This is a genomic window from Leptospira ilyithenensis (assembly GCF_004771005.1).
Taxonomy (GTDB): Bacteria; Spirochaetota; Leptospiria; order Leptospirales; family Leptospiraceae; genus Leptospira_A; species Leptospira_A ilyithenensis.
In genome coordinates, this window is record NZ_RQHV01000038.1 from 68,484 (window position 1) to 88,397 (window position 19,914).

23 protein-coding genes are annotated in these 19,914 nt (G+C 40.3%); 16 read left to right on the plus strand and 7 right to left on the minus strand.

Annotated features, from left to right (window positions below):
- Nucleotides 1-16 precede the first annotated feature (16 nt).
- The gene (locus EHS11_RS06185; protein WP_135763530.1) at nucleotides 17-1,657 is read right to left on the minus strand and encodes a bifunctional chorismate-binding protein/class IV aminotransferase; all 1,641 of its coding nucleotides are present in this window, start codon (nucleotides 1,655-1,657) and stop codon (nucleotides 17-19) included.
- Nucleotides 1,658-1,881: 224 nt separating this feature from the next.
- Nucleotides 1,882-2,718, minus strand: a complete 837-nt coding sequence (locus EHS11_RS06190; protein WP_135763531.1) for a hypothetical protein — start codon at nucleotides 2,716-2,718, stop codon at nucleotides 1,882-1,884.
- 78 nt (nucleotides 2,719-2,796) lie between these two features.
- Here EHS11_RS06190 and EHS11_RS06195 point away from each other — a divergent pair, with 78 nt between their 5' ends.
- The 9 genes from EHS11_RS06195 to EHS11_RS06235 all read left to right on the plus strand — a co-directional run bounded on the left by EHS11_RS06195 (nucleotide 2,797) and on the right by EHS11_RS06235 (nucleotide 8,311).
- Nucleotides 2,797-3,045 (plus strand): lipoyl domain-containing protein, encoded by a 249-nt coding sequence (locus tag EHS11_RS06195; protein WP_109019116.1) that lies wholly within the window; start codon nucleotides 2,797-2,799, stop codon nucleotides 3,043-3,045.
- Nucleotides 3,042-3,917 carry a metallophosphoesterase family protein gene (locus tag EHS11_RS06200; RefSeq protein WP_135763532.1) on the plus strand — a complete coding sequence of 292 codons (876 nt, stop codon included), beginning with the start codon at nucleotides 3,042-3,044 and terminating at the stop codon, nucleotides 3,915-3,917. Before EHS11_RS06195 ends, EHS11_RS06200 begins: the two co-directional genes overlap by 4 nt.
- A gap of 33 nt (nucleotides 3,918-3,950) precedes the next feature.
- A complete protein-coding gene (locus tag EHS11_RS06205; protein WP_135763533.1) occupies nucleotides 3,951-5,003 on the plus strand; it encodes an Mrp/NBP35 family ATP-binding protein in 1,053 nt (350 codons plus the stop codon).
- Between the two features lie 50 nt (nucleotides 5,004-5,053).
- Nucleotides 5,054-5,749 (plus strand): hypothetical protein, encoded by a 696-nt coding sequence (locus EHS11_RS06210; protein WP_135763534.1) that lies wholly within the window; start codon nucleotides 5,054-5,056, stop codon nucleotides 5,747-5,749.
- A gap of 56 nt (nucleotides 5,750-5,805) precedes the next feature.
- On the plus strand, nucleotides 5,806-6,228 hold the full coding sequence (locus EHS11_RS06215) for a peptide chain release factor family protein (protein WP_135763535.1): 423 nt from the start codon (nucleotides 5,806-5,808) through the stop codon (nucleotides 6,226-6,228).
- A gap of 13 nt (nucleotides 6,229-6,241) precedes the next feature.
- Nucleotides 6,242-6,631 (plus strand): hypothetical protein, encoded by a 390-nt coding sequence (locus EHS11_RS06220; RefSeq protein WP_135763536.1) that lies wholly within the window; start codon nucleotides 6,242-6,244, stop codon nucleotides 6,629-6,631.
- Nucleotides 6,632-6,733: 102 nt separating this feature from the next.
- Complete coding sequence (locus tag EHS11_RS06225; protein ID WP_135763537.1) at nucleotides 6,734-7,057, plus strand: hypothetical protein; 324 nt, start codon at nucleotides 6,734-6,736, stop codon at nucleotides 7,055-7,057.
- Nucleotides 7,058-7,149: 92 nt separating this feature from the next.
- On the plus strand, nucleotides 7,150-7,764 hold the full coding sequence (locus EHS11_RS06230; RefSeq protein WP_210413641.1) for a PP2C family protein-serine/threonine phosphatase: 615 nt from the start codon (nucleotides 7,150-7,152) through the stop codon (nucleotides 7,762-7,764).
- Between the two features lie 133 nt (nucleotides 7,765-7,897).
- The gene (locus tag EHS11_RS06235; protein ID WP_167884372.1) at nucleotides 7,898-8,311 is read left to right on the plus strand and encodes a DUF1564 family protein; all 414 of its coding nucleotides are present in this window, start codon (nucleotides 7,898-7,900) and stop codon (nucleotides 8,309-8,311) included.
- A gap of 53 nt (nucleotides 8,312-8,364) precedes the next feature.
- Here EHS11_RS06235 and groL read toward each other — a convergent pair whose 3' ends face one another.
- The 4 genes from groL to EHS11_RS06255 all read right to left on the minus strand — a co-directional run bounded on the left by groL (nucleotide 8,365) and on the right by EHS11_RS06255 (nucleotide 12,959).
- On the minus strand, nucleotides 8,365-10,008 hold the full coding sequence (gene groL / locus EHS11_RS06240) for a chaperonin GroEL (protein ID WP_135763540.1): 1,644 nt from the start codon (nucleotides 10,006-10,008) through the stop codon (nucleotides 8,365-8,367).
- A gap of 22 nt (nucleotides 10,009-10,030) precedes the next feature.
- Nucleotides 10,031-10,318, minus strand: coding sequence for a co-chaperone GroES (gene groES / locus EHS11_RS06245; protein ID WP_109019124.1), 288 nt, complete (start codon nucleotides 10,316-10,318; stop codon nucleotides 10,031-10,033).
- Nucleotides 10,319-10,498: 180 nt separating this feature from the next.
- Nucleotides 10,499-11,317 carry a GGDEF domain-containing protein gene (locus tag EHS11_RS06250; RefSeq protein WP_135763541.1) on the minus strand — a complete coding sequence of 273 codons (819 nt, stop codon included), beginning with the start codon at nucleotides 11,315-11,317 and terminating at the stop codon, nucleotides 10,499-10,501.
- Between the two features lie 46 nt (nucleotides 11,318-11,363).
- Nucleotides 11,364-12,959 (minus strand): helicase HerA-like domain-containing protein, encoded by a 1,596-nt coding sequence (locus EHS11_RS06255; RefSeq protein WP_135763542.1) that lies wholly within the window; start codon nucleotides 12,957-12,959, stop codon nucleotides 11,364-11,366.
- A 126-nt stretch (nucleotides 12,960-13,085) separates the two neighbouring features.
- Here EHS11_RS06255 and EHS11_RS06260 point away from each other — a divergent pair, with 126 nt between their 5' ends.
- The 3 genes from EHS11_RS06260 to EHS11_RS06270 all read left to right on the plus strand — a co-directional run bounded on the left by EHS11_RS06260 (nucleotide 13,086) and on the right by EHS11_RS06270 (nucleotide 16,449).
- Nucleotides 13,086-13,520 carry a hypothetical protein gene (locus EHS11_RS06260; RefSeq protein WP_210413642.1) on the plus strand — a complete coding sequence of 145 codons (435 nt, stop codon included), beginning with the start codon at nucleotides 13,086-13,088 and terminating at the stop codon, nucleotides 13,518-13,520.
- Nucleotides 13,521-13,760: 240 nt separating this feature from the next.
- Nucleotides 13,761-14,048: a hypothetical protein gene (locus EHS11_RS20095; RefSeq protein WP_135763544.1), complete on the plus strand. Its 288-nt coding sequence runs from the start codon at nucleotides 13,761-13,763 to the stop codon at nucleotides 14,046-14,048.
- On the plus strand, nucleotides 14,026-16,449 hold the full coding sequence (locus tag EHS11_RS06270; RefSeq protein ID WP_246047624.1) for a hybrid sensor histidine kinase/response regulator: 2,424 nt from the start codon (nucleotides 14,026-14,028) through the stop codon (nucleotides 16,447-16,449). The genes EHS11_RS20095 and EHS11_RS06270 overlap by 23 nt, the downstream gene beginning before the upstream one ends.
- On the opposite strand, the gene EHS11_RS06275 is transcribed toward EHS11_RS06270, so the two are convergent.
- The gene (locus EHS11_RS06275) at nucleotides 16,441-17,109 is read right to left on the minus strand and encodes a response regulator (protein WP_246047626.1); all 669 of its coding nucleotides are present in this window, start codon (nucleotides 17,107-17,109) and stop codon (nucleotides 16,441-16,443) included. The genes EHS11_RS06270 and EHS11_RS06275 overlap by 9 nt on opposite strands.
- 237 nt (nucleotides 17,110-17,346) lie before the next feature.
- Between EHS11_RS06275 and EHS11_RS06280 the strand changes: the two genes are divergently transcribed.
- The 4 genes from EHS11_RS06280 (at nucleotide 17,347) to flaA1 (ending at nucleotide 19,863) form a co-directional block, all read left to right on the plus strand.
- Nucleotides 17,347-17,817 carry a cyclic nucleotide-binding domain-containing protein gene (locus EHS11_RS06280; RefSeq protein ID WP_135763546.1) on the plus strand — a complete coding sequence of 157 codons (471 nt, stop codon included), beginning with the start codon at nucleotides 17,347-17,349 and terminating at the stop codon, nucleotides 17,815-17,817.
- Between the two features lie 87 nt (nucleotides 17,818-17,904).
- Nucleotides 17,905-18,114: a DNA-binding protein gene (locus tag EHS11_RS06285; RefSeq protein WP_246047628.1), complete on the plus strand. Its 210-nt coding sequence runs from the start codon at nucleotides 17,905-17,907 to the stop codon at nucleotides 18,112-18,114.
- A 42-nt stretch (nucleotides 18,115-18,156) separates the two neighbouring features.
- Nucleotides 18,157-18,870 (plus strand): flagellar filament outer layer protein FlaA2, encoded by a 714-nt coding sequence (flaA2, locus tag EHS11_RS06290; protein ID WP_135763547.1) that lies wholly within the window; start codon nucleotides 18,157-18,159, stop codon nucleotides 18,868-18,870.
- 15 nt (nucleotides 18,871-18,885) lie between these two features.
- Nucleotides 18,886-19,863: a flagellar filament outer layer protein FlaA1 gene (gene flaA1, locus EHS11_RS06295; RefSeq protein ID WP_135763613.1), complete on the plus strand. Its 978-nt coding sequence runs from the start codon at nucleotides 18,886-18,888 to the stop codon at nucleotides 19,861-19,863.
- Nucleotides 19,864-19,914: the final 51 nt, after the last annotated feature.

Sequence of the window (19,914 nt, forward strand, 5' to 3'; positions counted from 1 at the left end):
TATTCACTCGTTAGAATCATTCCCAAGGTCTGATCTTTACACGTTCCAGACCTCTGAGTGAATTGCCTGCGAGCACATAATTGGAGTTAATCAGATCTTTCGGAAAACAATCTACCTCTTTCACCCAACCTTTGGAAATCAATTTTTCCCTAAGAGTTCCGGCAAGTCCTCCCAGACGAAGGGTTGGAGTAAACCACCGATTCCCTTTTTGAAAAAACAGGTTTCGTATGCATGTTTCCGATACTGTGCCGTCTTCAGCTAACAAAATCGAGTCTTCGCAGCCTAATTCCTGCGCTTCTTTGAGTGATTGTAAATAAAATCCTCTAACTGTTGTTTTGTGATAAAGAATCGGGTCGGAACTTGGAATTTTTTTTCTTCCCCAGCTTAAAGTGATTTTTCTTCTCTTATCCGTTCTGGTATAAGCATAAGTTTCCGCTTTAAACTCTCCCTTTGCATTCAAAAGAAGTCTTACCCGCAAAAGTCCCGAAGCTACATGGGATAGAGAATCGAGTGATTCCAGGGCTTTTGCTTTATCAAACGGATATCCGAAGCGGGAAGCCGATTTTTCCATTCGATTCAAATGCAAATTCAGAAACCGAAGTCTGCCGTTGAAAAATCTGATCGTTTCCAAGATTTCAAAATCAGGAATACTCTCCTTCGTTAAAAAGGATAATTTGGAAAGACATTCTTCATATTCGATTTCAGGGTCGGATAATATGGTTATCCCGCTTCCTACGGAATAACTTCCCTTGTATTCGAGATTATCCTTTCTTAAGTGAACCGTTCTAATGGAAACATTGGCAAGCGATTCCTGTTTGCCTTCGATGTTCTCCAAACGGAACAAAGAACCTGTATAAATCCCTCTTTCTCTTTTTTCAATGTCCTTGATGATCTCCAATGAACGTATCTTAGGCGCTCCGCTGACCGAACCGGAGGGGAAGAGGGTTGTTACCATTTCGGAAAAGGAGATTTCGGGAAGTAGTTCGGATTTTATTTCGGAAGTCATCTGCCAAACCGAATCAAGTGCTTCGGTTTCAAAAAGCGAAGTCACTTCTACGGTTCCAATCTTTGATATTTTTCCCAAATCATTTCGAAATAGATCCGTGATCATTACATTTTCCGCTCTTTCTTTTTCGGAAGTTTGCAATTGATTTTTAAGATTCAGATCTTCTTCAAAACTGATTCCCCGTTTGGCCGTACCTTTCATCGGTTTGGTGATGATTTTCCCATTGTTTTCAGACCAAAAAAGCTCAGGGGAAAGACTTAAGATGACTTCTTCACCTATGGGATAGTAGGCGGAATATTTTGTTTTCTGCTTTCTTTTCAGCTTTTGAAAGAATAAAAAAGGATCTGCAATCAATTTGAAATTTGTTTCAAAGCTGATATTGAGTTCGTAACTGTCGCCTTCTTGCAGATGGGATTGCGCTTTTTTGATTTGGGAAAGATAAGTTTCTTTGGAGATAGGCTGTGAAAGCTCTTCAATTCCTTCGGTTTCCAGTAATGGCAAATTCGGAGTTTGGTAGGTAATCCGCTTTTTTGAACCGAATATTTGGATATAAAGCAAGAGAGAATCGTTTGCTATATCTTTTGTTAGATGGTGTAGGTTCGGTTCTAAAAAATATCCTGCTTCAAAAAATATAGCACCGGTTACAAACAAATTTTCTTTGGAGTAATTTTCGGCTGCCTGAGTTGCTTTTAATAATTCGGAACGTATGAAACCGGGATCGGGATCTGAATTTGTAATTTGAATTTGCGCGACAGAGTTGTGAAACCAATCTGTCTTCGTAAATCCGGGAGAAGAGAGGCAATCTTCAAAAAGAACGCCTCCCTCCTTCCTGTATTCGTTTAGAAACTCTTGCCAGGAGAGTAATTTATTCGTAGTTAGAACTCCATTTTTTGCAATGCTTCTATCGGATAACTTAAATAGACGGAAGTGGTATGTTTACTAGTTTGAATGCTGAAACATTCCAAAGGATCCAATCCCAAGTTATAAAACCCTTCATCCACCATTGCAATCCCGAATCCGGCGCTTTCTTTTTCATCTAAAAAATCGGGGCGAAAAAACTCAGCTGATTTGCCTTCTTTTGCAAGCTCAGCGTGCAATTGCCTGCTTTTTTGAATTCTGGATAAGTCCATACCCATAATGGGAGAATCATTTCTGATTCGAATATAAAGTTCTGTTTCCCTGATTTCAATCTTCATAGAGATCTTTAGATTGTATTTTTTGGATTTTTCACGAACCAATTCCAGGAATTCCTGATCTTGCGGAGAAAGATTGATTTTTCTAGTTCTTTTTTTGTCCTGTAAAGTCAGGATCTTTTGAACATTCTTTTTTATCTTGTCCGGGACAATATAACGTTGCATTGCATCCCGTAGAGGTTCCGTTTCAAGAATCGTATCTAATAATTCTTCCGCTTCCTGTTCGGGAGTCTGACCGGATGATTGCAATTTTGATAAAAGCTCGTCTTTGAAGATCACGAAACGAGTGTTACCTTTGACTGCATTCAGAAGTACTTCCATTAAGCCGCTGAATAAATGAAAAGAGGTCAAAGGATTGGCTCCGATTTTATCTAAGATCCTTTGAACTATTTCGTTTACAACGTCTCTGGTTGATTTGGTTAGACCTTTTAATTCGAAATGAAAATGGTCTCTTGCTATGATAGAATCAAGGTTTTCTAGAATTTCTTGACCCTTATATTTGATTTTCTCGTTTCCCATAAGGCTCATCAGAACTTTTATGTTAAAAAACTAGGGAAAGTGGTATTTGTAAACCAGTTTTCCAAGAGAAGAGGGTTTATGAGTGATAAAGATTTTTTTCTTAAAACTCCCGATTTAGGTGATACGGAAAAAATAGAACTCATTCAATGGTTATGTAATCAGGGTGATCAAGTTTCCAAAGGGCAAGAGTTGATTGAATTGGTTACGGACAAAGCCGCCTTTCCCGTGGAATCTCCTTACGCCGGACTTTTAAAAGAAGTGAGAGTTAAGGCTGGTTCTGTAGTGAAAAAAGGGGAAATACTAGGGGTTCTTGAAATTATAGAATGAAAATTGTTCATATCTCGGATCTACATTTTCCGACTAAGATTCCGTTTTCCTCATTAAGAGGAAAATCCGTCATAGGATATTTGAATTATGCCGTTCGCAGGCAAAAAAAGTATCCGCCTGTTTTAATCGAAACTTTAATTCAAACTATTGAAAAATTAGAATACGATGCATTGATAATATCGGGAGATTTAACAAACGTATCTCATCCTTCGGAGTTTCCCCGTGCCAAAGAATGGTTGAAGCCGATCTTAGATGATCGTACTTTTATCATTCCGGGAAATCACGATCGTTACAAGAAGGAATCCGTACAACCTGTACTTTTATTCGAAAAAGAATTTGCGCCTTTCTTAGGTGAAGAAGTTTCAAAAACAAACTATTTGAGAAAAAAAGAAATCGGAGGATTTACTTTGATCGGATGGGATTCCAACCGACCACTTCCTATTGCAAAAGCGAACGGATCGGTAAGGCCGGAAATTATCTCCGAAACAAATTCATTTGTGAACAAACCCTATGTATTGGTTTGTCACCACCCTCTTTGGAATCCCAAATTCCAAGAAGAATCAAACGGCCATAAGATGGTAAACCGAAAGGAAGTAGCATCCCTTTTGAAAGAGAAACCTCCCGTTTTGTATCTTCATGGTCATACTCATACGAATTGGATCAAACGACCCGGAGAAAAAGCTCCGTTTTACGTTGTAAATTCGGCATCTAGTACTCGTTTGTCGGATTCGAAACATATCTCGGGATTTCATATTATAGACCTGAACGGGAACGGTAAGGCAGCTTTTAGAAGATTCAGTTATCATACGGAAACAAATCAATTTTTGGAAAGCCCACTTCTTATTTACGATGAAGAAGACGGTGTGATTTAATCGTTAGCAATTTAATTGGATTAGGGAAAACAAATGGCAAATTCAAAAGCGGATCTTTCCGCAGTGCAAAGACAACTGATGCAAGTAAAACATCCTGAACTCAAGAAGGATATCGTTAGTTTGGGAATGGTTGCAAAAGTGGATAATGGTGAAGAGGGAATCGATATCCTGATCAAAACACCAAATAATGACAGACGGTTACAGATCGGTTTGGAAGCGCAAGTGAGACAGCTTATATCCAAGATCGAAGGAATCGGAAAAGTAAAAATCAAATTCGAAGTGGACCAATCCATGAAGATGGAAGACGGAAACAGAATCTTCGGTGTCAAAAAAGTCATCGCTATAGGTTCCGGAAAAGGCGGGGTAGGTAAGTCTACTGTAACCGCAAATCTTGCCGCAGCACTACTCAAATCAGGAAAGAAGGTGGGGATTTTGGATGCGGATATCTACGGTCCATCCCTTGGAAAAATGTTCGGGGTAAACGGTCGTGTTGCTTTAAAATCGGAAGAAGACAAAATTTATCCTTTGGAAAAACACGGATTGAAACTGATTTCTTTTGCCTTCCTTGTTGCGGATGATCAACCGGTTGTTTGGCGGGGACCCATGCTTGGCAAAGCCATTGAACAGTTCTTATACGATGTTGTTTGGGGAGAATTGGACTATCTCTTGATAGACTTGCCTCCCGGTACGGGAGACGTTCAATTATCCCTTGCCCAACTCATTGATTTGGACGGGGCGATCATCGTGACTACGCCTCAGGAAGTGGCAGTGCTTGATGCAGGAAGAGCCGCGGCGATGTTCAAGCAGGTGAAGGTTCCGATACTCGGAATCGTTGAAAATATGTCCGGGTTTGCTTGTCCTTCTTGCGGTCATGTAACAGACTTATTTTCCAAAGGAGGAGGAGGAAAATTGGCAACCCAATTATCCGTTCCTCAGTTGGGTCAGGTTCCTCTTACCGTAGAGGTAATGAAATCTGGGGAATCCGGAATTCCAGCTGTTTTGGGAGATGGAAATAAAGCATTAATTGAGTCTTATTCTACCATAGTGAAGAATCTGGAAAGTCAATTAGCCCTCTGGGAAGATTAAAAATCACTTGTTCCCTGGAGTGGTTTTGACAGTCTAAATAAGGAATCATTATGAATTTTGAAAGAGGCTCAAAACCGAATCCGACTGGCAACCTGATTGCCTATTGCCATGTGTTTGGAGAAAATCCGATCGCTCCGGGAGGCAAAATCATTGCCTCCAACGTGGTTGTGAGTTTTCTAAAAATCGGAGACAATTACCCGGTTGTGACTTTTCCTCCTGTGGCACTTTCTTCCAAAGAGGAATTGTTGAAAATTCTAACTGAGAACATACATCTTTATGATGTGGTCCAATTGCCTGACTTTCAAATGCCGGACAATAAAGATCAGTCCAACCAATACATCCAAGAAAGAATGGAACAGTTCAATTCGATGGTTATGCGTTATGTTGAATACTGCAAAGCCAAAGAAAAAAAACAGGCAACAGGCGGGACGGAGAAATTGGAAGGCTTCAACCAACCTTTGGAAACTCTTGCCAATTTGTCTCTAGAGTTCAGAAGTTCTTCTGGGATCGCAAAAGAAGCAACCCGTTTGAAGATGGATCGTATTGTGGATTACTTTCAAAATCATCATCCTCAACTGGACATCGACAATTTTCAGAAAGCTCTGGCGTTTCCCGGAAAGTTAGGAGATGAACTGGTGAGTCTTTACATCCAAAAATTCAACGCGATTCAAATCGAGAATTATGAAGGCGCATCTGATTTGCGTCGTCGTATTCTTGCCATCGAATCCATGTCTCCTCAAGCATAAGCATAAGGGATTGTCAAAAATTTATTGTCAATCCCTGTTTTTGAAATCATACTCGCATGCCCCTGTCTTTTCCCGTATCTGTTGAAAAAAACGAATCCTTGAGGAAAAGAATGTCCGGTTTGAATTTGCTCGAATCGGATTTGGAAGAATCCTTTATCAGGTCCGGCGGTAAAGGCGGGCAGAATGTAAATAAAGTTTCAACCGCAGTTTATTTATTACATAAACCGACGGGAATGGATGTGAAATGTTCCGTATATCGTACCCAAGGACTGAACCGTTATAAGGCGAGAGTTCTACTGTGCGAAAAAATTGAAATTTTAAATCATCCTGAAAAGTCTTCCAAGCAAGCGGAACGCCTGAAAATAATTAAGCGGAAAAAAGATAAACTGCGCAAAACAAAAAAGTCAAAGCTGACGGATTCAAAAAACAAAGAATCTGCGGACTCGATTCAGAATGATCATCTCACTCCGGAGGAATGAAAGGGAAGACTACATGGACTTTATAATATTCTCTAAAAAGAACCTAACCTATCTCGGATTTATTTTTGTTTTCTTTTCCTGCAATCCTTTTGCGAAAACAAAAATCATTGAAGATTGGCGTTTCGGTTGGGAAATGCGTTGGTTGGAAATGGATGAGATCGATCGTTTTTCCGTATCGGAGGAAAATGCATCAAAGTCTTATCTGCCTTATCGGATTCCTTATTTATCCATTACACAACCACATAACAAAATACTTGTGGCGAGGCGTAAATGGGAAGAACTCCGAGAAATCGAATCACCTTCTCTTTTTTTAAGAGGAGGAGTTCGGATGCTTGGTCTTTACTCGGGAAATCAGCTTGTTGCCAGACAGTTTTATTTTTATCCGAACGGAATTTTCCTATAGGGTTCAGCGAGACTCCCGTCTATTCCGATTTGGTTTCCAATTATATGATAATGACAAATAGAAATCAAACTTTTGCGGGGCTTGGTTTCTTTTTTATAACACTTGGCATTTTTAGATGTGATTCCTTTTTCATTGGCTTTGATTACATTTGGATGGGTGACGTTGCCGTCTTTGATTTTGCAAGTGTTGATTTCCTGGGGGGAGATTGCAGCAGGAAAACCGAAGGCGTGGATATTGGCTTTGGGCAGCGTTTTTTTACTGGTATTCAACGGTCATGACATATTGGTCGCTATGAATGTATTACAGTCTATTACCAAATTGGCTCCTTGGGGCTTTTTCATATTTGTCATATTGTTATCCTTATACGGGGAAAATTTATTCAGGGATTCTGAAGTTAAGTTCATGCCTTTGCAAAGGAAATTGTAACAGCTGCTAGAATCCAGAATGCGATTTTACCCCCTAGTCCCCCTAAATGGGAAAATATAAACATCTCCGTTTATTTCCAACCTTCTCAGGAAGTGGGCGGGGACTTTTACGATTTCCAGGCATTGGGAAATAAAAAATACGGATTATTGATTGCAGATGTCGTAGGTCATGGGTTAGGTGCTTCTATTGTGGCTTCCTTATCCAAATTTTCTTTTTTTCAGAATCATAATTATTGGGAAAACCCTTCTTTCCTACTTTCGTCAATGAACGATGATTTGGTGAAAAGATCGCAAGGGCGGTTTACCACCGCTTCTTATTTTTATTTGGATCGGGAAAGAATGCGCTTTATTGTTGCGAGTGCCGGCCATCCTTCGTTTTTTCATTTGGCAAAAAAAGACGGAATGATCAATGAGATCAAACCGAGAGGAAAACCTTTGGGGATACTCGAAAATCTGACCTTCGTCGAAGAAGAATACAATTTAGAGTTAGGGGATCGTTTTTTATTTTATACGGACGGTTTGACGGAAGAAAGAGGCAAGGGTTTGGAAGAGTTTGGGATTCAAAACTTGAAAACTCTATTCAATCAATTTTCGAATCTTTTGCCGGATCAGGCTGTTGCCAAAATGATCGCTGAATTTAAATCCATTATGAATTTGCAAGGCCTTCCGCACGATGATATCACTTTGATTGTTTTGGAAGTTTGTTGATTTTTTTCGAACCAAAACAGGTAATTTTCAACCATTACAGGCTATGGATACTTTTAGAAACTCGTCCGGATTGTCCGTTTGTCGAGCGCACTGCATTTCTTCTATTCCGAAAATTTCTGGAACAAGATCCTTTATGTTTCTTGTTCCCTCACACTTACGGACACATTTGAATCGATTGTTATCACGAAAAACTTTCCATCAAATACTGCATCGTTTGTTGACTCAGTATTCCGAGTTTATCGTATTTTCCCATTGGAATCGTCATAGTTCTCTTGGAAAACAATACCAGGAGAAAGGACAATTATTGTTACGGATTGGCGCGAAGGTCAGATTGGAAGATTTGATTGAATTAAAGACGGTCGCAAACGGTTTGGGAATTTCCTATTGTTTGCTTTTTGCAAAACTGTTGGAACTGGATGAGTTAGGATGGGGGAGAGTGTTGGAGGAGGGTGGGGTGGTTAGAACTCTACCCAAACCACCCACCCTCCTCCTCAAAACCCAATTTTTTTTCCGTAAATACCAAACCCAATTGGTGTACCGGATATAAAAAAGGCCCGAAGATTTCTCTTCGAGCCTTTTAGGTCGCAAAGGAAGAATAAATTACATCATTCCGCCCATGCCTCCCATTCCACCCATACCGCCTGGCATTCCGCCGCCGCCTGCGTCTTTTGGTTCCGGTTTGTCAGTGATTGTCACTTCAGTAGTGAGGATCATTGCACCGATGGAAGCTGCGTTTTGAAGTGCAGAACGAACCACTTTTGCCGGATCTACCACACCTGCTTTGATCAAATCTTCCCAAACCATAGTAAGCGCGTTAAATCCTTCGTTTCCGGATTTAGCTCTTGCTTGTTCTACGATTACGGAACCTTCCAGACCTGCATTGGAAGTGATCATTCTGATCGGTTCTTCCAATGCACGAAGGATGATATTAGCACCTGTTTGTTCGTCCCCTGTTAATTTTAATGCTTTTACGGCATCTTGGGCACGAAGTAGAGTGAGTCCGCCGCCGGGAACAATTCCTTCTTCCACAGCTGCGCGAGTTGCGGATAATGCATCTTCTACGCGTGCTTTTTTCTCTTTCATTTCCACTTCAGTCGCTGCACCAACGTGAATCACTGCAACACCACCGGCAAGTTTTGCCAGACGTTCTTGTAGTTTTTCGCGATCGTAATCGGAAGTAGTATCTTCGATTTGTTTTTTGATTTGGCCCACGCGACCTTGGATGTCTTTGGAAGAACCTGCGCCTTCGATCACTGTAGTATTTTCTTTATCTACTACGATTTTCTTTGCACGGCCTAACATTTTAACATCGGCGTTTTCCAATTTCATACCTAAGTCTTCGGAGATCACTTGACCACCGGTAAGCACTGCGATGTCTTCCAACATTGCTTTTCTTCTGTCACCGAATCCAGGAGCTTTTACAGCCACGCATTGAATGGTTTTGCGAAGAGTGTTTACTACGATAGTTGCAAGAGCTTCCCCTTCCACTTCTTCCGCTATGATCACAAGAGGGCGACCTGCTTGAGCTACTTTTTCCAATACAGGAAGAAGGTCTTTCATAGAAGAGATTTTTTTATCGTAAATTAAAATGAAAGGATCTGCAAAAGTTGCAATCATTGCTTCCGGATCAGTCACCATATAAGGTGAAATATATCCTCGGTCAAATTGCATACCTTCAACGATATCAAGGGTGGTTTCGATTGATTTTGCTTCATCAACTGTAATTACACCTTCTTTACCGACTTTATCAAAAGCTTGTGCAATCAGATTTCCGATTTCTTTATCGTTGTTTGCAGAGATGGTTGCTACGTTTGCGTATTCAGCTTTGCTGTTGATTTTAATGGATCTTTTTTTTATTTCTTCAACGGCAGCAGTCACTGCCTTGTCGATACCATGTTTAAGAGCCATCGGGTTTGCACCGGCTGTTACGTTTTTCAAACCTTCGTTTACGATTGCTTGAGCTAGGATGGTTGCAGTAGTTGTTCCGTCACCGGCAATGTCGTTCGTCTTGGTGGAAACTTCTTTCACCATTTGAGCGCCCATGTTTTCAATTGCATCTTCCAATTCGATTTCTTTTGCAACTGTTACACCGTCTTTGGTGATGGTTGGAGATCCGAATTTTTTATCGATAACAACGTTTCTTCCTTTTGGTCCTAGGGTAACTTTAACTGCGTTAGCAAGTTTGTTAACTCCGGCTAAAAGTTTTCTACGTGCTGTTTCATCAAATTCTATTGTTTTTGACATAAATGATTCCTCTATTTTATGATTAGTTAACGACTGCTAAAATGTCGCTTTCACGGATGATAAGGTAGTCTTTGCCACCTTGTTTGATTTCAGTTCCGGAATATTTTCCGTAAAGAACCGTATCACCGACCTTCACTTCCAATGGAACAAGCTTTCCATCTTCGTAACGTCCTTGTCCGACTGCTGTTACTTTTCCTTCTTGGGGTTTTTCTTTTGCAGTATCAGGTACGATAATGGATCCGATTTTTTCTTCACCCTCAGTTTTGGGTTCAACTACGACTCTGTCTCCTAGCGGTTTTATAGATGCCATTTGGGTCAGTCTCCTTGTATAATGATTCTTTTTTGGTTTAGCACCGATGGTAAAAGAGTGCTAAACTTACATACCAGAATAAAAAATCTCTCTCCTAGCGTCAAGCACTTAGAACAAAAGAGTGCTAAATGTCTCTTTGTTGACAATCAGTAGGGTTGGACCTAGAAATGGGTTTGGTTATTAGGAGATTCGGTTTTTGCCGGAAAATTTCGATTTGTACATTGCTTTGTCCGCTTTGAGAACCAGATCATCCAGAGTGAGGGAATCCTCGGGGAAGGAGGAAATTCCTCCCGAAAAAGACAGATTCTTTTTTCTCAGGGTTTCCTTATTGAATTCGATTCGAATCTTTTCGGCGACTATTACCGCTCCCGGGGCGGAAGTATCGGACAATAACAGAGTGAATTCCTCTCCTCCCGTTCTACAGGCGATGTCTTCTTTTCTGATATTGCCAAGTATGATTTTACCTAAGTTTTTTAAAACTTCGTCCCCCATAGGATGGCCGAACTCATCGTTGATTTTTTTAAAATCGTCAATATCAATCACTACAACGGAAAAAATCCTATTATGCCTTCTTGCCTGATTGAATAGACGGAAAGACGCTTCATCGAAATACCTTTTATTATAAAGTCCTGTTAGGTGGTCTATGACCGTCATTCTTTCCTGTTCCAGATAAAGTTTAATTTCTATGACTTTGGGATTGTTCATCCGTTTGTCCTTGCTTAACAGAATATCAAGCAAAGCCACGCGGAAATCCACAGGTCTTCCCAGAGATTCAATCAATCTGGAAGTCAGTTCGAAACTTCTTTTCAATATATCTCTGGATTCTTCCGCAGGAAAGTTAATGTTTGTTAGTAAATACAAAAGCTGCGAAATCAGAAGATCGTCTTCCGCAGTCGGTTCTTTCGTAAATATCGCAGGTAATTCTTTTTCGTTTAACAGCTCATTTAAAATAACATCTAGTAAAGCTGTGGCATCTTGGATTTCTTTTTCATATTTCATATTTTTTTCAGTTGGTATGTGCGATCTGACGGATTAAACGTTTTGGTTAAAGTCCGAATAGCCCCGTTTTTTTTCTACGTGTTTTTTTAGTGGAGGAAACTCCTAACATTCCCAAAAGTCCTCTTGTTACTTCTTTGGCTACCGTCCTTCCTACGTCTCTCGCAAGAGGGTTTTTGGAAAGTTGTTCTATAAAGCTCGGATCTTCTTTTTGTTTTTTCCGTTTTTCTTTTTTGGGAGAATTTCCATTCGTTTCTTTTTCTTCCTCTTCTTCGGATTCCGCATAGGATTGTAGTTTTTTTTCTAAGATTTCATATGCGGACTCTCTATCCAATTCCTTGGAATATTTTTTTACGAGAGGGGAATCATCAATGATTTTGTCGATTTCATCTTTGGTTAAAACATCCATTCTGGAGCTGGGTGGCAAAAGAAATGTGCGAACGAGAGGAGTCGGAACTCCTTTGGGACTGAGTGCGGTGATAAACGCTTCTCCGATTCCCATTTTAGTTATTTCTTCATCTATGTCATAAAATTCAGTGATAGGGTAATTTTCTGAAGCTTCTTTGATTGCTTTTCTATCGTTGGCGGTGAACGCCCGTAAGGCGTGTTGCACTTTCAAGCCGAGCTGTGCAAGGATCGGAGAGGGGACGTCCGTCGGGGATTGTGTGCAAAAAAAGACTCCCACTCCTTTCGAACGAATTAAGCGGACTATACTTTCTATCTGATCGACCAATGTTTTGGAAGCTTCGTCAAAGACCAGATGAGCTTCATCGATAAAAATGACAAGTTTCGGTTTTTCCAAATCTCCTTCTTCCGGAAAATTTCCGTAAATCTCCGTCAGAAGAGATAACATAAAAGTGGAAAACAATCTGGGCTTGGATTGAATATCCGTTAGGCGGATGATGTTGATTTTTCCTCTGCCTTTTCCGTCTTTCACAAGCAAATCCTCCACATCGAAAGAAGGTTCTCCGAAAAAAATCTCTCCTCCCTGGCTTTCCAATTCAACGATTTTACGGAGAATGGTTGAAGCGGAACTGGAAGAAATGGCACCGTATTCTTTTTCTATTTCTTCTTTTCCTTCGTTGGTCAGGTATTGGAGTGCTTTTTTTATATCCTTTAAATCAAGAAGTGGAATTCCCAAATCATCACAGTATTTGAAAATTAAAGAAATAACGCCTGTTTGTGTGTCGTTGAGGCTTAAAATTCTGGAAAATAAGATGGGACCGAATTCGGTTACAGTTGCTCGTAGTTTTGCTCCGGGCTCTGCAGATAAAGTTAAAAACTCTACGGAAAATCCTTCTTCCTTCCAAGCGGCACCGATTTCTTCTGCTCTTTTTTCAACGGATTCTTTCTTTTCTCCTTCCGCGGCAATTCCGGAAAGATCTCCTTTGATATCCATAAGTAACACGGGAACTCCCGCGCGGGATAAACCTTCCGCAAGCAACTGTAAGGTTTTTGTCTTTCCGGTTCCTGTGGCACCGGCAATGAGTCCGTGTCTGTTTAAAGTTGAAAGAGGAATGGAGACATGAGCTTCGGCGGCAATTTTCTCTTCAAACATACCGCTTCCTAAAAAAATGGACTTTTCTTTGTCCGGGTAACCTGATTGAATCGATTCGATAAATTCTTTGTTATTCTTTTTTGCCATTTGTAATCCTTGCGATTCTCGAAACTTGAAACAATGAGCTGGAATCGGCAAGCAAAGATCGGATTTAGGAATCAGAAATGAATCGAACTATTCTCTATTTCTTACTGTTTTTTCCTTTTGTTTTTTTTGGCTAATAAAAACGGTTTGTTCGAAAGAGGAGAAAAAGTTTCGGATAGGGAGAAGGCTACGGAAATATGGAAAGATCTTTCTCCTTCGGAATTTTCCTATTTTACCAATTACGGAACGGCGGAATCCTGGTTCGGGCCTCTGTTGAAAGCGGGCTTTCTTACTTTGCAAAAATCAAAATCGGAATCGATCATTGAAGGGAATGTCCCGTTTGAAAATTTCTCGGATTATGATTGTTTGGTTCTAACTGCCTCTTTGATTTTTATTTTCAGGAATTTTTTCGCTTCGAATGGAATTTCAATAGAATCTGTTTTTTTACAGATATTTTTTGCAATCTTTTTTCTATCTTCAGTTTTGCCTTTCCTGTTGGGGATTATAAGAAATATATTTATTTTGAGAAGGATCAGAAAATCAGATACATCATCCTATATATGACACAAACGCTCGTTTTGTGGCCATATGCATATTTCATAATTTTCAATTCCTGATTTTCCTTGGGCGGGATTCTATATTATATTTTTTCAGCACTGATTTTAGAGTTTCAAACGTCTACTTGAGAAGTGATTGGAAACATCGGAAAGAAAATTCCAAAACAAGGGAAGTCTGTCAGGTTCGGGAGTATTTTAAAAATTTGCTAAAGGAGGAAAAAAATGTTCTATTCCTTCGCAAATAGGTTTGTATTTACCTGCGCTGGATTTAAATGATGATGTACTACACCGCCAAAATGTTAAAAAAGACTGCGCTCATTTACTGCCTGTTCCTGACGGAAACATTGAAATCATTTTGGACGGCGCTCCTACTTTTTTGCAAACGAAAGCCGGATCTTTTTTCCGCCGGACTGCATTTTCTTCCTCTGTATTTTCGGGAAAGGGCGGACTTTCTGCAGGTGCCGGAGCAAGTTCGGGTTGGTCCGGCAGTTCAGGAGGAGGTTCTTCCTCAAGTGGCGGGGGAGGCGGTTGGTGATTTTACCAACTTACTTAAGTTATGTTTTTCTTTCTCCATTCTTGTTTTCTTTGTTTTTCTGAACTCATGTAAAAAAGAAAATGGTATAGTTTCATCGGTCAAACCGAAGGAAGGGGTTTTGGATCTAAGAGGATTGGATCTGACCAAGTTGGAACCACTTTCTCTGGCAGGAGATTGGCATGCATTTCCCGGAAAGCTTCCTAAGACGGAGGCTGAATTTCTTTCCTTGGAAAAAGAAAAGCCGATGACACTTGCCATTCCGGGTTATTGGGTCAATCAAAACCTTCCCGCTCATGGTTTCGTAACCTATCGTTTGAAAATACTTGCGGATGATCCGGGCGGACTCATGATTTATTTGAGGGAGGCATCTTCCGCTTATAAATTATTTTCCTGGAACCCTGGGCTCGGACTCAGTGAATTGGGGAGCTCCGGAAAACTCGCAACTAACAAAGAAGATAGCATCGGCTATTATACCGAAAGTGCACGTTCCTTTCGCGTTCAGGAAGGAACTGTTTTATATTTGCTGGTTTCCAACTACCTTTATTCCAGAGGGGGACCTTATTACAGTCCTTTCTTGGGAAGTTCGGGAAAAACACTTGTTTGGTTGAGATTCAAAGAGAGAAAAAAACTTTTTTTTGTAGGAGTGTTTTTTTTACTCACACTCTATCACTTCGTTCTGTTTTTTCACAGACCAAAGGAAAGATATACGATTTGGTATGCTTTACTTTGTTTCTCCTGGCTCATTCGTATTTTGTTATTTGAAAGGGTTACCAGGGATTGGTTCGAACCAAGCGACTTTATGGAGATGTTGCAGATTCGACTGGAATACCTGGCATTTATTTCCGTGCAGTTATTTTCCGTTTTATTCTTCTTTGATTTTTTTGCAGTATTTCTCCGGAGCAAAGTAAGGAACTGGTATTTGGTCCCCATTGCATTTTTCGGAATCGTGATCAGTTTGGCACCTTATCAATATTATACGAAATTGCTTCAAATAACACAGGCATATATGGTCGTCATTCTTTTGTCTTCCCTTTATGCCGCAGTAAAATCCATCCAAAACAGAGATACCAGATACGGCGGATTCGTATTTTTGTTAGGCTCCCTCGTAATTCTTTTTACGACGATTTTCGATTCCATCGTTTTCCTAAAAAGATGGGATCTTCCTTTTCTAACCGACTTCGGATTCAGTATTTATTCCACCTGTCTTGCCGTTATTATTTCCAGTAGAAATTCTTATGCATGGGAAACCGCCGAATATCTAACATTGAATTTGCGAAAGGAAGTAGATTGGAAAACAATCGAACTTCGTCGTGAGAAGGAGAGGGCGGAAAAGGCAAGTGAGATGAAAGATAAATTCATCTCCATAGTTTCGCATGATATCCGTTCTCCTCTTTTCGGAATTTCTTCCGTAGTCAATCTTCTTACGGAAAGTCCTCCTAGCCTTTCTCCTGAAAATACCAAACAGGTTTTGGGAGATGCTTCTTCCGGATTGAAAAATCTGCTTTCCATGGTGGAAGAGTTGATCCAGTATTCCCGGTTTCAAAATGCCACAGTATTTCCCGATTATCAGTTGTTTGACTATTACATTCTGGCGGAATCTCTTTTGGAAAAGGCAAAAACGCTTACTGGTGCAAAAAAAATCAGTCTGACAACGGATGTTCTGGAATCTTCCGTAGGAATAGGGGATCCGAATTTGATAGAACATCTTCTTTGGAACCTGATTTCCAATTCCATCAAATTCACTCCCAATGGTGGTTCGATCCGTTTGAGTCTCACGGAAGAGGATAAAAACTGGTGTTTTTCCATTGAGGACTCGGGGATTGGAATTCCTGAAGTTTGGCTTTCTACCATTTTTGATTCGGGATTTAACTACCTCAGAAAAGGAACCAACGATGAGATCGGTGCGGGAGTGGGGCTTGCTTTCTGCAAAGAAGTAACGGATCGCCACGGAGGAAGACTGGAAGTACTATCTCAAAATGAAAAAGGCTCCACTTTCAAATTTTATCTGCCAAATTACGAGAAAGTTGTTCTTTTGTTAGATGATAATCCGGGATATAGAAACCAACTTAGAAAAATACTAAAGAATCTTCCTTGTATTGTATGGGAAGAGGAATTTCCCGATCATGCGATACGTTCCATTGGAAAACTAAAACCGGATTTGATTGTCGTGGACTATGCTATGCCGGAGAAAACAGGCATTCAGTTTTTAAAGGATTTGTATTCTGATAACGATATGGTAGAGATACGTTCTCTACTATTGTCCAGCTCTCAAACGGACCCGAACACTGGAAAAAAATTGGAAGAAGACGTAATTGCCATCGGAGGAGATGCTTTCCTGAAAAAAACCGTCTCCGATGAAAAATTACTAAACGAAATCAAAAAACTTCTTTCTTTAAATTAACATCTGTTCTTTGGCTCGTCCGATCAGTTCGGCAACCGTTTTGGAATTGAAGCGATCTTTCAGGCGGCCTACGTGGTATTCCACTGTACGTTTTGACAAACCGATTTCCGTTCCGATCTCTTGGTAAGTTTTTCCCTGACCGAGCAATGTTAAAATTTGTTTTTCTTTTTTATTTGCAACCTTTCCGTCTTGAGGTTTGCGATTGAAGATCAGTTTTAGATTTTTTGAATATACTGTTTTGCCGGCAGCAATATCGGTTAGGTTTTTAGTGAGACTTCCCAAATCATCCGATTTTAGAAGGTAACCGTCCACACCTGCTTCTATCGCAGAATGAACGATCGGTTGTTCATCTAACATCGTTAAAGTGACAACTTTCAGGTTTGGAAATTCTTTTTTCCAATCCTTTACCATATTTAGGACATTCTCTCCAGGGATTCGTAAATCTAGCAACAGGAAGTCAGGGTCTTTTTCTTTTAAGAGAGGTGCAATTTGAGCGGAATGTTCCGCCTCTCCTACAACTTCAAAATCAGGCGAGGAATTTACTACGTGTTTCACCCCAACCCTTGTGACAGCATGGTCTTCTACAAGGATCACTTTCTTCTTATGGCTCATTGCTCCCCCATTTTTTTCGTTTTCCTGTCTAGTTTCTGCAAAATCCATAGTTTTTACATATTTTTATAGTACTTCTCCGCTTGGCAGTAACTAAAATTCCTCGTATATTAATTGTAGAGCTTAGTTCCCACGGGTTCTGGGCTTAAGCCTATTCTATGTTTCCATTTAAAAATCCCGCATTTCCAATGTGGGATTTTTTTTATATAGGAAGAGACGTCGATTATGCCAATTTTCTCTTGCCAAATTGAGAAAATATCCACTTCATCAGGAAATCTAGGAGTTTTCATGAATCCCAAAGTTGAGAGTTTAAAAAAAATATACCTCTTTCATACCCTAAACCAAGACGAAGTTCTTCATATTGCTGAAAAAATTCACGAAATCCACCTACCTACCAGAAATGTTCTCTATGATATAGGAGAAGAAGCTGAGTCCATGTACATTGTAAAATACGGGACTTTGCAAATTTCCACTTCCACAAGCCAAGGGGATGACGTTCAATTGATCACAATCGGAGAAGGGGATCATTTCGGGGAATTGCCTTTTTTCGACGGAGAAAAACGTGTAGCGAAAGTGGAAGCAAAGGAAAATTCCGAACTTTATGAACTCCGTTACAAGGATTTGCATGATATGTTTGCCAAAAGTCGGGAAATGGAGACCAAATTCTACAAAGAAGTGACTCATTATTACATCAAACGTCTCCGTAAATTGACAAATGATTTGGCTTATGCGCGGGAACTTCGAAAACGATTTGCTTAATCGGAGTAAATTGAATAAAAAAGACAAAACGGCTAAGGAATGGATATTGGTGTCCGATAATTAGGTGTAGGCAGGGAGAAGGAATGCATGGTGGACCCCGAAATCCTAACCGAGAAGATCGTTACGCAGAATAAGACCTTCCTGGTGGATTTAAAGAAAAACCAAGCTGGCTTTTACCTGAAGGTTTCGGAATGGTCGAATAGCAAAAAGTCTTCGATTTTTCTTCCTGCTGAAGGAATCGATCGAATGATCGAAATCTTGCATAAATTCAAAAGCCAAATATCCGATACTGGATGATACGAAAGACCCGGAGTTAGGAGCCTTTTAGGAGTGAGTTTCATGGGGAAATTAGGAATGACCAAACTTATGTTAGGCCTCTTCCTTTCAATAGGAATGTTGTATGCACAAGCCGATACCGGCAATGCACAACCAGCGGCAGCAAATGATGATGATAGTCCTCTCAAAAAAATCGTTTTAGATGATTTTGAAGAGGCGGAAGACTGGAGAGTTAAATCAACGACTCCTCTTGGGGAAACCAAAACACTAAAATTAGTGCAACGTGGACTCATTAAGGATGTGTTTGATGAAAAAACTGTTCCAGATAGCGGCGGAGACAAAATCGAAAAAAACCATATCCTCGGTGTGAAAACACGTTTTGAGAGCAAAGGTTTTGATCGTGTCGAGCTCATGCCACCACACGAATTTATAATCAAAGGTAAAGTTCGCCAAATATCAGTTTGGGTTTTGGGCAGAAAATACCGTCACACTCTTTTCGCTAAATTTCGCGATTATAAAGATACTACGCATAATGTTCGTTTGGGGAAATTGGATTTTTTCGGTTGGAGAAAACTAACCGCGACGATTCCGGGTTTCATTCCACAAAGCACAAGGTTTGCTCTTTTGGATAAGAACTTACATTTTGTATCATTATTTGTAACTTCAGATGTTCATGAGGTTGCGGGAGATTTTTACTTCTATGTCGACGATTTACAAGTTCGTACAGATCGTTCGGAAGCAAAATACCCTGGATCCGAGATCAAGGACAACTGGTAGTAGGGCGGTATCATGATGGAAAATAATAAAAAATTAACAGCCATAGCTCTTTCCACAATTACGGGAATCTTTCTTATTGGGTTTGCTCAAGCCCAATATCAGATTTCCGGTGGAGTGGCTACATCCATTGGAAATGATATCACTTCCATGGAATTGAAAGCAATCACCATTGAATCTTGGGATGTTCCTGCAGGTTCTGCACCTTACGGTTGGGAAGCATTCACGGACAAAGACGGTGTGAATAAAGACGGATCGGGAGATATTAAATTCGATGAGAACAATAAATACTCTCCGACTTTAAATGATCCGGTTAAGTCTCCTCTTGTAATTAGAGAAGTAAAATTGGTTCCGGGCAAACCCGGAGACGTGAAGAACGTAGATAGCGGCAATGCAAAAGTATTGGGTGTAAAGTTTCAATTCACTTACCCCGGATACAATGTAGTTACCGTACGTCCTCCTCGCGTTCCCGAATACGAGATCACTCGTGCCAGACCTTACATTGACGAGAACAACCAAAAGAAATTCGAAAAAGTATACGGAATTGAAACTCCGGGTAACGTAAAAGCTCTTTCCGTTTGGGTGCTTGGACGTGGTAATGAATATCTTTTGGAAGGTTGGATTGAAGATTACACTGGCAACAATCATATCTTTCAATTCGGTTCTCTTGATTTCGTAGGCTGGAGACCTCTTCAGGTAGATATTCCGCCTGCGATCCCGCAGGAAGCGAATGCTTTCCCGGCGACAAGAAACCTGATCTTCAAACAATTCAAAATTCGATCCACTCCTCAAACCGGAGGGGAAATGGTTTATCTTTTCTTTGATGAACTGAGAGTTTTGGCAGATACGTTTGAAGTCCATTTTGACGGTGCGAACCTGGATTTCGATGACGAAGATTGCAAAAACAAGGTTAAGCTAGAGCAAATGCTCCAAAAATCCGGTGCTATTTCTACAGGCTCGAAGGTTCGTGACTGTGGCGGTGGACAAGGAAAATAAGTTAAAATCCCCATCCTCCGAAGAAAAACCCAGCTCTACGGCTGGGTTTTT